The 12,145-nt window shown below is 66.4% G+C and carries 7 protein-coding genes and 6 pseudogenes; 7 read left to right on the top strand and 6 right to left on the bottom strand.

Annotated elements, in window-relative coordinates; genetic code table 11:
* Window positions 1-351: 351 nt before the first annotated feature.
* On the top strand, window positions 352-825 hold the full coding sequence (locus PV364_RS40905) for a hypothetical protein (protein ID WP_319666023.1): 474 nt from the start codon (window positions 352-354) through the stop codon (window positions 823-825).
* A gap of 76 nt (window positions 826-901) precedes the next feature.
* On the opposite strand, the gene PV364_RS40900 is transcribed toward PV364_RS40905, so the two are convergent.
* Entirely contained in the window at window positions 902-1,246 is a 345-nt protein-coding gene (locus PV364_RS40900; RefSeq protein ID WP_319666024.1) for a transposase, read from the bottom strand.
* Window positions 1,247-1,354: 108 nt separating this feature from the next.
* On the bottom strand, window positions 1,355-2,455 hold the full coding sequence (locus PV364_RS40895) for an ISL3 family transposase (protein ID WP_319666022.1): 1,101 nt from the start codon (window positions 2,453-2,455) through the stop codon (window positions 1,355-1,357).
* A 253-nt stretch (window positions 2,456-2,708) separates the two neighbouring features.
* Here PV364_RS40895 and PV364_RS40890 point away from each other — a divergent pair, with 253 nt between their 5' ends.
* The gene (locus PV364_RS40890; protein WP_319666021.1) at window positions 2,709-3,161 is read left to right on the top strand and encodes a hypothetical protein; all 453 of its coding nucleotides are present in this window, start codon (window positions 2,709-2,711) and stop codon (window positions 3,159-3,161) included.
* On the opposite strand, the pseudogene PV364_RS40885 reads toward PV364_RS40890, so the two are convergent.
* Window positions 3,119-3,667 (bottom strand): annotated as a pseudogene (locus PV364_RS40885) (transposase domain-containing protein); the annotation flags it as partial. The gene PV364_RS40890 and the pseudogene PV364_RS40885 overlap by 43 nt on opposite strands.
* 134 nt (window positions 3,668-3,801) lie before the next feature.
* Here PV364_RS40885 and PV364_RS40880 point away from each other — a divergent pair.
* A pseudogene (locus PV364_RS40880) lies at window positions 3,802-3,996 on the top strand (integrase core domain-containing protein); the annotation flags it as partial.
* 319 nt (window positions 3,997-4,315) lie between these two features.
* On the opposite strand, the pseudogene PV364_RS41510 reads toward PV364_RS40880, so the two are convergent.
* Window positions 4,316-4,396 (bottom strand): annotated as a pseudogene (locus PV364_RS41510) (hypothetical protein); the annotation flags it as partial.
* A gap of 1,374 nt (window positions 4,397-5,770) precedes the next feature.
* Here PV364_RS41510 and PV364_RS40875 point away from each other — a divergent pair.
* Together PV364_RS40875 and PV364_RS40870 are read left to right on the top strand one after the other, a co-directional pair.
* Window positions 5,771-7,807 (top strand): S53 family peptidase, encoded by a 2,037-nt coding sequence (locus PV364_RS40875; protein WP_319666020.1) that lies wholly within the window; start codon window positions 5,771-5,773, stop codon window positions 7,805-7,807.
* Window positions 7,808-8,001: 194 nt separating this feature from the next.
* Window positions 8,002-8,756, top strand: a pseudogene (locus PV364_RS40870) (IS5 family transposase).
* 315 nt (window positions 8,757-9,071) lie between these two features.
* Here PV364_RS40870 and PV364_RS40865 read toward each other — a convergent pair.
* Window positions 9,072-10,586 carry a M81 family metallopeptidase gene (locus PV364_RS40865; RefSeq protein WP_319666019.1) on the bottom strand — a complete coding sequence of 505 codons (1,515 nt, stop codon included), beginning with the start codon at window positions 10,584-10,586 and terminating at the stop codon, window positions 9,072-9,074.
* A 101-nt stretch (window positions 10,587-10,687) separates the two neighbouring features.
* Here PV364_RS40865 and PV364_RS40860 point away from each other — a divergent pair.
* Together PV364_RS40860 and PV364_RS40855 are read left to right on the top strand one after the other, a co-directional pair.
* Window positions 10,688-10,948, top strand: a pseudogene (locus PV364_RS40860) (hypothetical protein); the annotation flags it as partial.
* Between the two features lie 109 nt (window positions 10,949-11,057).
* The gene (locus tag PV364_RS40855) at window positions 11,058-11,405 is read left to right on the top strand and encodes a hypothetical protein (protein WP_319666025.1); all 348 of its coding nucleotides are present in this window, start codon (window positions 11,058-11,060) and stop codon (window positions 11,403-11,405) included.
* Here the strand turns inward: PV364_RS40855 and PV364_RS40850 are convergent.
* Window positions 11,333-12,024: pseudogene (locus tag PV364_RS40850) on the bottom strand (transposase family protein). The gene PV364_RS40855 and the pseudogene PV364_RS40850 sit on opposite strands and share 73 nt — an antisense overlap.
* Between the last annotated feature and the right edge of the window lie 121 nt (window positions 12,025-12,145).

Raw genomic sequence — 12,145 nt, 5'->3', positions numbered from 1 at the left:
GCCCTGACCGCCGCGATCTGGCACAACCACCACACCGGCCAGCCCACCCTGCGCTCCCTGACCGCCTACGACCACTAACCCTTGGAATCGATCATCTAGCGGACTGACAGGGTGCCAGTACCGATCGAACAGGGCCGGACGGCGGTGCCTCCCGGACTGGTGAACATCTGCCGTCCGTTCTCAGGCTCTGGCCCAAATTGTGTGGAGCGGTTACTCTCCGTCGCGGTCTTCGGGCAGGCGCTCAGTCGGTGAAATTACCGGTTTCGGACGGTACACGTGGTGGGCCGTGGTCGACGAGCCGCAGGAGCTGTGGGCTTGGCATGTCAGAAGTGGCCAGTAGCCTCAGGCGCCATGGGCATACAGATTGATGTAGTGGCGGGTTACCCGATCAACGATGAGATGGAGAGGGTGCTCGGGTTGGCCGAGGCGGTCGGCGAGCCCGTCTCTGTCACGTTCATGTGGGAGGGGCGTGAAGAGTCGGAACGCGCGGTGCTGGTGCCCGCGGCCACGCTGGCGCTCTGGGAGCACTGGGCCCCCGCCGCGTACCCGGCGAGTGGAACTGGAGACGAGAACCAGGCTGTGGCAGAGGAGCCGGAACTGGCCCATCCAAAGGAATTCGGCGCGTTCACGCTCTTTCGTCGTCGCGTAGGAGGGCGTACGGCGGTTGCTCGCAAAGGCGTGGTGGTCGCCGAGCTACTGGACCCCCATGAGGCTCACTGGCTCCAGGAGAAGGCCTGCAATGTCCGCCAAGGCTTCATGGATCCGAAGCAGAGGGCGGCGTTCGAGGACTTCCTTGCCCGGCAGGCATCCCTCGATGAGCAGTGACGCGCCGACTCGCACTTCGTGGCCTTGTAGTGGATCTGCGGCTTTTGTTTGCTTCATATGATGTACTGACGCCTGGTCACGCCAATATGACTCGTTTGCGAAGGAGTTCGAACCCTGCGCGGCCGAACATCTGGCGCTTGAGCATCTTGATGCGGTTGACGTGTCCCTCCACGACACCCGAGTTCCAGGGTTGTGTGAGGCCGGCGGTGACGGCGTCGAGGTCGCGTTCAAGGTGGTGGGCGAACCGGCTGAGACTGATCAGGTCGGTTGTGGCTCTGGCCGATTCGATCCACTGCGGGAGATAGTCGCCTTGCAGGTGGGTGACCATGTGGGCGAAAGAGCGCACGTGCTCGACGAGGGTTGTCAGCTCAGGGCAGTTCGCCAGCGCGGCCTTGAGCTGGAGCCGGTCATTTTCTGTCAGGGCGTCGGGCTGAGGCCCAACCGGCTGGGGCTTGCCGCGCAGTACCCGGCTGACGTAGTCGCGGACGCTGTTGTAGCCGCGTGGATAGCCCTGCTCGCAGAGCTCCTCCTACAGTTTCCACGCGTTGGTGCAGCCCTCCTGCCAGCGCTGGTCGAGGTAGGGCTTGTAGGCGTCAAGCGGGGTGGCACGGCTTTGCCACTGGCCGGTGAACAACTCCTCTGGGGTAGTGGCTCGGGAGAAACGCATGACGGTGTTGAGGCTCATGCCGAGCTGCCGGGCGACGGACCGCTTGCTGTGTCCGGCTTCCAGAAGCGCGTGGATGGTGGCGTGCTTGGCGCGGGTGCGTTCGGCGAACCGGTGCCCTGTCGGCCAAGGCGATGACGTGGTCGGATCCGTTTCCTTTGGTGGTTCGTCCGGCGGTGCCGGGGCGGGGCGCAGGCAGCCGCGATGCCGGTAGACGCACTTCTCCGCGGCCTCGCCAAGGTTGTGCCAGAGGTGCCACCGGTCAGCGACCTGGAGAGCCTGAGGGGCACCGCGGGTGGCGCCTTCGGCGAAGAAGGGGGCGCGGTCGCGGCAGATGATCTCGATACCAGGGCGCTCGGCGAGCCAGGCGGCGAGCGTGTCCGCGTCCCGGTCGGGCAGCAGGTCGATCGGACGACGTGTCTCGACGTCGACGAGCACAGTTCCGTAGATCCCACCCCTGCGCTGGGCGTATTCGTCCACGCCGACCACGCGAGGCGCGGCGGTGGGCGGGTCCGGGAGCGAGGCGACAAGCCTCAACAGGGTGTTGCGACTGACCGGGGCCCCGAAGGTATCCATCATCCGGGCACCAGCCCGGCCCGCGAGCGCGAGACCGACCGAGACCAGAGTCGACCTCAGCCGCTCGGTCCGCCGGCCAAACCGACGCGTCAGGCCGGACACCTGCTCGGCGAAGGTCTTGCGCGGACAGGAGTCCTGCGTGCAGACGAACCGACGCACCCGTAACGACACCACGACGAACCTGCCCACTGCTGGTAGATCACGGGGAAACCGCAGGTAGGAGCCGTGTATTCGGCCTGACGAGCATCCGCAACCCGGGCAGGCCGCCCGACTGGAAGTCGTACGGGCCTCGATCCGTACGACCGTGTCAGTCACCTCGACCGACTCCACGGACACACCGTCGATCGAGGAGAACAGCAATTCATCCAGCCGCGGCGGCACTTCGTTCACGGAGAAGGACTGTCGACCACACCGCATTCCAGCCGGGCGATTTTCGGGCGAACTCAACACACATCACATGAAGATCAACAGTCACCCTGCGTACGCAACCACAAGAAGTGGACCAGAGCCCGAGTAGCGACAGCAGTTGTTCACGAGTTTGGGAGGCACCCCGATCCACGGTCGGGTGATGTTCACGAGTTTTGACAGCACTGCGGTTCTTGCCAGGGCAGCATCGGGATGCTCCTGGTGAAAGGTGCTGGTCATGCCGCAGATGTCGAAGGTCGAGCTGTACGCGGCGATCCGGCGTGACCACCGTGCTGGTACGTCGATGCGAGCCCTGGAGCGCAAATACGGGGTGACGTACCGGACGGTGCGGAAGGCGGTGAACTCCGCCTGGCCGGAACCCCGCAAGCAGCTCCCGCCGCGTGCGACCGCGCTCGAGCCGTACAAGTCCGTGATCGACCCGATACTGCGAGCGGACCTGGACGCGCCTCGCAAGCAGCGGCACACGGTCACGCGGATCTTCCACCGGCTCGTCGAGGAGAACGGTGCTGAGGACATCTCCTACCAGATGGTCCGACGCTACGTTGCTGACCGGAAGCCCGAGATCCTAGCCGCGTCCGGGAAGGCGCCGGTGGAGGCGTTCATCCCTCAGTCCCACCAACCCGGCATGGTGCCGGTCTCGCACAGAGCCATCAACCGGACGTGCGGGTAGCCCTCGACCCCTCGGTGACGACGAGTCTTTCCCAGCAGCTCACGGATGCTGAGGGTGTCGGGCGCCTGCAGCGAGCTGCACCCGTCGAAGGCGACCGTGCGCCACTGTCGGTAGCTCACGCCAGGTGTCGATGGGCGGGCGAGTGGTCCGGCCACCGTCTCGAACAGCTCCTGGAATGGAGCTGGCCCCAGGCGGCGGCGCACCTCGCGCAATGCCTTTTCCGAGGGGATCCTCGCTACCAGGACCCGCACCCCGGCGATCAGGTGGCTCCAGACACGCAGGTATCCGGACTCTGGGAAGAGGCACATCGCCAGCACGAAGTAGACCCCGACGCGCGAGGGGACGAGACGCAGCCTGCGCTGCACCGTCCTGGTGCGTTCCAGCACGTCGTCGACCAGTTCGAAGGGTAGGAACTGCGTGAGTTCCCCCAGGTGGCCGGGCGCGAAGATACCCGAGGCGACGGTGATGGATTGCGTCACGGTCGTGGTGGCAGACTGGTCGGACAACGGGACCCCCGCTCAGCGACGAAGACCTTGGTCGGCTTCACCTCTGTAGCAGAGGACCCGTTCCTCGAGAGTATTCACGGCTAGAACGTGATCAACTTGACGTGGTACAGGACGTGTTAACTCCGCGGCATTGCCTCTACAAAACCGAGCTGATCAAGCCTCGACGGCCCTGGAGGACGCTCTCCCAGGTCGAGCTGGCCACCGCCGAGTGGGTCGACTGGTACAACCACCGACGGCTCCACGGTGAGATAGGCCACGTCCCACCGGTCGAGTACGAAGCCAACTACTACACCGAACTCACGAAACCCCAGGTCACAACCACAATCTGAGATCTCCACCGAACCCGGGGCGGTTCACTTCTCCACGAACAGTGGGTCCGTGGAGAGTTTGAACGTGTCGGTCAGGTGCCGCTGCGGTGTCGGTGCGCTGGCGTGCCTGGGTACAGGGGTGGTGGACGAAGCGCGGTCCGTTGGGCATGGCCTGTCGGCGACTGACGGCAGGCGGGTGACGATGGCACCGGACGGACCGGGTGGAAAACGACTCCGTGCGGACAGCGTTCTCCGAGAACGATCTGCTGCTGATCCGGCGGTCGACCGGCGTGGTGGACCCGGACCTGGAGGTGCGCTTTGCGACGGCATGCCTGAAGTAGTTGGCCCAGCCGTGGGTGATCCGGTTGAGCTGATCGATACCACCGCAAGGTCCTGCTGCGTGATCCGTGCCAGCGTCCACCTCTGGTCCGACCACCCGTGAGCCAACGGACCGCGCTCCAACGCACCCTCCAGCCTGGCAATCTGGGCTTCATTGAGTCGAGATCTTCCCGGAGACTCCGACTGCAGCCCAGCCTCGCCGGTCTCGCGCCAGGCCGGGCGCCACCTCTCGACCGACCGCACACTGGTCGTAGGGCAGCGGCAACCTCCGAAGGAGCTGTAACCGCTCCCGCGTAGCTTTCTCGGCGTCGGTCAGGCCGCCGCCCTGTGCGGACCTCACACCCCAGGGCTACTGGTGCCGACCTCCAGTCGTCAGGCGAACGGCACCGACATCACTCAATCAAGTTCAGTAGTAACGCTCGCGGCTCACCGTCCACGGCCTTTCGAGGAGCCGAGGGGAATCTCCACTCCACCCCTCGGCTACTCGACGGGGGTTCCCTTGTGGGCCCCCTGCTGCGCCTTGCGCGAGCGCAGGATACGACTCGCCCACGGACAGGCGTCGCAGTGCTGTCCCTGGGAGGCAGCACAGCGAACGTAACACCCAAAAACTCCAGTCCAGCCATTTCCGTGGACAGTCGGCACGCAGCTTCTATCTGAATAGGCATTAGGGCACGCAAATTCAATCTGGCCCTCCGTGCATTGTCGCCGGCAGGTGGGGATACGGCTCGGGACGCCCAGAGGCCCCGCGCCGAGCGGTTTCCAGACTTTGGACGGCCCTCGGTCACTTTGGATGACACGAGCAGGTTCTCCGGCTGTCAGGACAGCTTGAGCGCGACGCGGAAGAGCGACCACTCCCGCAGGCGCTGAGCCAGGAAGGGGGTGGTAGACCGTGGCCTGGGTCCTCGCCTGCGCCCCGTCTCCAGAAGACAGGCCGTGCAAGTAGAGCAGCGGCAGCGCTTCAAAGACCCTCGGGGACTCGGGGCACCACGGCGGAAGAATCTTCGGGGAGAACCGCTCGTCGGTCCCACGGTCCCCGCCTTCGGTGGCCGTTGGGAACCACGACGCCGGCCGAACTCGTCGGTCTCGGCCGGTAACTCGACTATGGATCGGTTGACTTCCGCTTCGGGCGCGGCGGCCGCCATCCGGCGCGCCTTCGCACGATCTCGTAGCTCGGGGTACGGGCTGGGGGGAGCCGTTGTGGGTGACTCCGCTGAACACGGGTGTACTTTTCCGACCCCTGCTGCAACGCGGGCTACTCGGAGACCACGGATCATTCGGTAAGGCACACGCCAGCGGAGGCGGTGATGGCCCGTCATGCGGGGCCAGCACCCATGTGATGCGCGTGGGGTGAGGACTTCAAGAAGAGGTAAAAATATCACCCCTGCGCGAAGCGCCGAACTTTCGTCTGAATATCCTCCACGGCGAGTAGTACCCCGTAACTCTTTCTGACCATGTCTTGGAGACCGTCATCACCAGCAACCCCTTTCGTATACGCCGCGGCCGCATAGCCGGCGCCGCCATCGCATCCCTGGCGCTTGCTGTCGGAGCGCTTGTCTCCGCAGCACCCTCCGAGGCAGCGTCCGAGCACACCAGCCGTACATTGGTCGGCTCGCACCCGGGGTGGGCCAAAACCACGGCCGACCGCGGCGCCCTTCCCGGTTCCACCGAGCTCACAGTCCGGGTCTATCTGGCCGGCCAGGACCCGACGGGCTTGGCCGCGTACGCGCAGGCCGTCTCCACCGAGGGCAGCGCACAGTACGGCAAGTTCCTGACCGCGGCCGAGGTACAGCAGCGTTTCGCAGCCACCGATCAGCAGATCGCTGCTGTACGCAGCTGGCTCATTGGTTCTGGGCTGAAGATCACGTCGACCACCAGTCACTACATCGAGGCCACCGGCACCGCGTCCGCGCATAGCAAGGCCTTCGGCACCGGCATCCACCAGTACACCGTCGGCGGTGGTTTGCGGCACGCCCCTGCCGCCAATGTGACGGTCCCGAGTTCGGTCTCCTCCGCTGTGCTCGGGGTCACGGGCCTCACCACCGTCACCCCGAGGGTCAAGCCGAACTCTGTACGCGTCCGCAGCTCCGCGGCCGGGGCTGGCAGCAAGCCTGGTCGCGGTATCGCCACGGAGGCCACCTGCTCTGACTACTGGGGCCAGAAGAAGGTCAACGGTGGCCCCGCGGGCTATACCAAGCACACCACCTACGACGAGTGCTCCTTCACGCCCTCGCAGCTGCGCAAGGCATACGGGGTGACCGCCTCCGGTCTGACCGGCAAGGGCGCCACCGTGGCCGTCGTCGACGCCTACGCCTCCTCCACCATGCGGGCCGACGCCAACCAGTACTCCACCCTTCACGGTGACAAGCCGTTCAAGCCCGGCCAGTACACCGAGATCTACAACTCCTCGCAGTGGAACAGCGAGGACCTCTGCGGCGGCCCCGAGGGCTGGGCCGGAGAAGAGGCTCTGGACGTGGAGATGGTGCACGGGCTCGCCCCGGACGCGAATGTTGTGTACGTCGGCGCCGACTCCTGCACCGACCAGGATCTCCTGAACGCGCTGTCGACCATCGTGGACAAGCACCTGGCCGACGTCGTGTCCAACTCCTGGGGCGAGATCATGCACTCCTCCTCCGGAGACATCGACCCGGCCGAAATCGCAGCCTACGAGCAGGTCTTCGAGCTGGGCGCAATCCAAGGCATCGGCTTCAACTTCTCCGCAGGCGATTGCGGCGACTCCTCCCCGGCCGCTGCTGCCACCGGGGTCAACTGCGACCCCTCGACCACTCGAGCACAGGCGAACTGGCCCGACTCCGACCCGTGGGTCACCGCAGTCGGCGGCACCGCCCTCGGGACCGCCGACAAGACCGGCAGCTACGGCTTCGAGACCGACATGGGCACTCTGCGTTCGGTACTCACCCAAGACGGCACCAACTGGTCTCCACTCCCGGGCTCCTTCTACTTCGGTGGCGGCGGCGGGACCAGCGAGGACTTCGCCCAGCCGTGGTACCAGCACGGAGTCGTCCCCAAGTCGCTGTCCAACCGGCTGATGACGGGAGCCAAGACAACCTCCGCTCGCCGCGTCACCCCGGACGTGGCGGTCAACGGCGATCTGTACACCTCGGTCCTGGTCGGCATCTCCGACGGCGCCCCCTACAGTGAGGGCGGCTACGGCGGCACCAGCGTCTCCGCACCGGAGTTCTCCGCCATCCAGGCCGACGCCATCCAGGCCAGGCACGGCCGTCCGATCGGCTTCGCCAACCCTGCGCTGTACCGCCGCGCCGGCAGCAAGGCCTTCCACGATGTCATCGACCAGGCCTCCACGCACAACCGGCCTGTACTCAACGCAGTCTTCGACGCCGGTGTGATCGATGGATCCCTGCGAGCCCGCCTGGTCGCCTTCGGCGAGGACACCAGCCTCAATGCAGTCAAGGGCTACGACAACGCCACCGGCGTCGGCTCGCCCACTGAGGAGTATCTGAACTCCTTCAAGTAACCCAACGCACCCGCAAGGGGCCCGGCGGATCACACCCCCGGGCCCCGGGGCGTGCAAGAACTGCTCCAGCGCGGGCACGAAGTCGCCCGAAGACGGTCACGTCCGTTGGAGTGGTGTATTGACGGCCACTCGGTGATCTTTTCTTCGAGGCTATGCGGTGAGTTCGGTCGGCAGGACGGTGTCGCGTAGCCTCGCTGCCGCCGCAACCCCAGCGAAGGCACCGGCACCCCAGGATGGGCTTCGGGTGCCTGACCGTATTGCACTGGCGGGCATCGTCTACGTGTTACGCAAGGGGGGGCCTGGTGGGACGTGTCCGCCGGCGTGGTGAGTTGCTCGGGGATGACCGCCTGGCGCCGACTGCGGGACTGGACCGAAGCCGGTGTCTGGCCCCGACTGCACGCGGAGCTCCTTGCCGAACTAGGCAAGACCGGCTTGCTCGAGAGGGACGACTGCGCGATTGACGGCTCCCATGTCAGAGCCCTCAAGGGGGCTCTCGTCGGGCCTTCGCCGGTCGACCGGGCCCGCCCCGGCTCCAAGCACCACTTGATCGTCGACCGCCGCGGCACCGCGCTGGCCGTGTCCCTGACCGGCGGGAACGGGCATGACGTCACGCAGCTGATGCCGCTGCTCGACCCGATCCCGCGAACACGGGGTCTGCGGGGACGTCCGCGGAGCAAGCCCAAGCGACTGTTCGCCGACCGGGGCTACGACTACGACATGTACCGCCGGCTGCTGTGGCAGCCCGGCATCAAGCCGCTCAGCGCGCGGCGCGGCGTCGCCCACGGCTCCGGCCTGGGCAAGACCCGCTGGGCCGTCGAGCGCACCTTCGCCTGGCTTCACCAGTTCAAACGACTGCGGATCCGCTACGAACGCAGCGCCGACCTCCACCAGAGCCTCTTGGTTCGCCTGCAGCATCATCTGCCTCCGACGACTCCGCACGTCATTCTGAAACGATCAGGTAGCGAGGTCCGGACGTCACGGCGGTTCAACAGCGGCCGTAGGCAGCTGATCGGACTTTCGCAGCCTGCTGGAAGGCCGCGTACGGTAGGGCCGCGAGGGGATCGCGGTCGACCGCCGGTTCCTCTCTGACGTGCGACTGCGGCATGGTCCACGACCGCGACGGCCGGCGGCGAAGAACCTTCCGGCCGCGACTGGCGGTGTCGGTCTGGGGAGCCGGTGTAGGACTTCGATGGGAGACCTCCCGGATGAGCAGCCGGCAACGAAGCAGCAAACGTCACGGCGTGAGCCGTGGAAGCTTTTTCGTTCACGAGGAGGGGGAGTCAACCGAGGACGGCACGATCCGCGCCGTGAGGTTCGGGTCGGTCATGTCTTGATCGAATGGGAACATCGGACGACGGATGCGCCGGTGGCCGAGGCTCACCAGATCCTGGTTGACGCCTCCGGGAGTCAACGCCATCTTCCAGCCCGCCGCCATGTTGTAGAGCTCGGGCTCCAGATAGCCGATCTTGATGATGACCACGTCGGCGTCACGCGGATTCAGGCTCAGCTCAGTGAAGTCGTGTTCGTGGTGGTAAGCCTTGCGCAGCTTGGTGACGATCACGTAGACGCTGCCGACGCGTACCACCACCTCCGTCGCCGCATCGCGGTCACCGTGGCGGACAGCGTGCACCTGCCTGGTCAGGGTGACCGGGCCGGCGTAACGGTCGTCGACCTCAGCGCCCACCTCCACCGTGACCGTAGCCCCGATGCCGGCCGCCACCGCGATCTCGACGGCAGCAGGGCCGGGCAAGGACGCGTAGAGGACGACGGGACCGTCGGGTGAGGCGAATTCGGGGCGAGCCAAGAGCCGGGCGAGCCCCCAGGTGACGTCGCCCGCGCCGCCCGCCGTGGGGTTGTCCCCAGTGTCACTGATGAAGTAGGGACGTGAGTCCACGGAAAGCGCCTCATCGAGGAGCTCGTCGAGAGTGCCCGTCGGCGCCACGAAGGCGAAGTCCTTCCTGGCCACCCAGAACCTGCGGGCCAACATTTCCGCTCCGGCGACGACGACTTGTTGATGTTGCCCTGTCACGACCACTGCCGCCCGGCTCCGCGGCTCGTCCGCCCAGGCATAGCCGACCCAGATCGAAGCGTCCGTCACACCGTCCATGGCCTCGACCTCCTCGACCGCTGCGTACAGGCCCTTGGCGGGCTCGATGCGGGTGGAGGTTTGCTCGCCGGCCAGCAGGATCGGAACCGGTACCCACGCCTTGACCGGACGCGGCGCGCCGGAAACGATGAGCTCGACCAGGTTGCGAGCGGCGCGCTCTTTGGTCTCCATATGGTCCTCGTGCGGAGCCATGCGGTAGCAGGTAAGGAGGTCACTGCGGTGGATGAGTTCGCGTGAGACGTTGCCGTGCAGGTCCATGGAGGCGGAGACGATCACGTTCGAGCCCACAGTCTCGCGGATCCTGGCGAGAAGCACAGCCTCCGCGTCGTCGACTCCCTCGACACTCATGGCACCGTGCACGTCGTACCAGAGGCCGTCTACCGGTGGCAGCGCGGCGAGGCGTTGAATCAACTCGTCAGTGAGATCGCGCCAGGCGCTGGCCGTGACCGTGCCGCCGGGAAGCGACTTGCCGACCAGTGCGCCGTGCCAGTCGGCGGCCTCGCGCAGGGGCTCGCCAGGTGCGAGGAACGGGTACCGGTCGAGAACTTCCCTTCCGCGAGAAGGACGGAAAGCCTGAGCCTCAGTTCGAGCCGGGGAGAAGGTAGACGTCTCAATACCCAGACCGGCGATGGCGATCACGGGCCGTGTGCCGAAGGCGCGGGTAGCTGTCACGTGAGTGGCTCCATGTACGAGAGTGAGCCCTTTCCAACCTGGCTTACGGCTGGGTGAGTTGGTGGTGGGCTGCTTGCAGGAAGAGGTGAAGCTCCTGGTAGATGGTTGTCGACCGAGATCAACCTGTCTGCCTGGAGCTTCATGAGCTTGTCTACCCATCGGGGGTCGATCTGTCCAGCTCGACCCTTCGGCACCTGTCCGGTCTGCTCAGCGCCCGGCGTCGCGAGCGCGGCACCCGCTGGCGGCGGCTTACCTCGGACCGGCAGGCTCTCCTGGCGCTGGCACATTGGCGCTGCGGACACACCTACGCCCAGGTGGCGGCAGGTGTCGGCGTCGGGATCGCCACGGTCTACCGCTGTGTAATTGTCTGGTCAAGTCGCCGCTGCGCGAGTACGTGTCCGCCGGGACGCCGGCGGGGCGCCTGGCGGGCCTGGCTGACCGCGCCGTCGCCGTGGCCGGCGTCACCCGTTGGTGAGTGTGCTGTCGGTAGCCGTATCCGCCGACCTGACCGGTGCCGATCCGTCCGGCACCACCATGTTCGCCGTGGACGGCAAGAGCGTCCGGGGAACACGCAGCGGCGAGGTTCCGGCAGCCCGTCTGCCGGCGGCGATGACCGCAGACGGCCGGACCGTCACCCAGCTGCGGGTGCCGCACAAGACAAACGAAGCCGTAGCTCACGCGCTGAACACCGGGCCCCGCAAGACACTTGGCTGGAGGACCCCGGCCGAGACGTTTAACGAGCCTTTTCAGCGTTGCTTCTCCAGGGTGAGTACGGCTTTGGCTGCTGACGACAGGCGGTTGGGGCTGCAGCGGGCGTGACGGAAGATGCGCCAGCGCATGAGGGTGGCCATGCCGCGTTCGACGGGATAACGCAGCCGGGTGTGCGCCCGGTTCAGCGATCTTTGCCGGGCGGTGAGCTCCTTGCGGGGTGGGCGTCTGGTTGCCGTGGCGAAAGTGCCGCCGGCGCCGAGGTGGGCCAGGTCGGCCAGCGCGGGGATGCCGAGGCGGACGCAGGTGGCAACGATGCGATGGATGCGGGCCGCGTCAGGTCGTGAGTACGGCCCGGAAGAGCGCGGGAGATCCACACGATCTTGCCCTGCGGGTCGGTGATGACCTGCAGGTTCACGCCGTGGCGGCGGTGCTTGCCGGAGTAGTCGGCGCGGCCGTCGCCGACGCGGTCGCATTCGGCGAGGGTGCCGTCGACCAGCACGTACTCCGCGTCCGCCTCGCGCAGGGCGCGGGTCAGGCCCGGTACACGGTGGGCCAGGATGTCGATGACCGCGTGCACGTAGGCGTGGGCGGTGCCCACGCTGATGCGGAAGCCAGCCGCGATCTGCGCGAGGGTGTCGTGCTTGCGCAGGTACACCAGTGCGACCAGGGCGCGCTGCGAGGGCGGGAGCTTGCAGCGGCGGTCACCCTCCCGGGTGACGATCAGCATCGTCACCCACTCAACCAGCGCATGAGGCAGGTCCAGTGCGATGCCCCTATGGATTTCAAGTGGTGTTGGGCTGGGAGAAGCTGGCCCGGAGGATCTTGAAGACGGTTCGGGCGAGGTACCG

Origin of the sequence: Streptomyces sp. MI02-7b, assembly GCF_033793585.1 — a bacterium.
Classification (GTDB): domain Bacteria; phylum Actinomycetota; class Actinomycetes; order Streptomycetales; family Streptomycetaceae; genus Actinacidiphila.
This window is presented reverse-complemented; position numbering and strand designations above follow the sequence as displayed.

Coding starts and splice junctions, on each gene's coding strand:
- PV364_RS40890 (WP_319666021.1), top strand. CDS start 2,709: ATGCCGCAGATGTCGAAGGTCGAGCTGTACGCGGCGATCCGGCGTGAC.
- PV364_RS40905 (WP_319666023.1), top strand. CDS start 352: ATGGGCATACAGATTGATGTAGTGGCGGGTTACCCGATCAACGATGAG.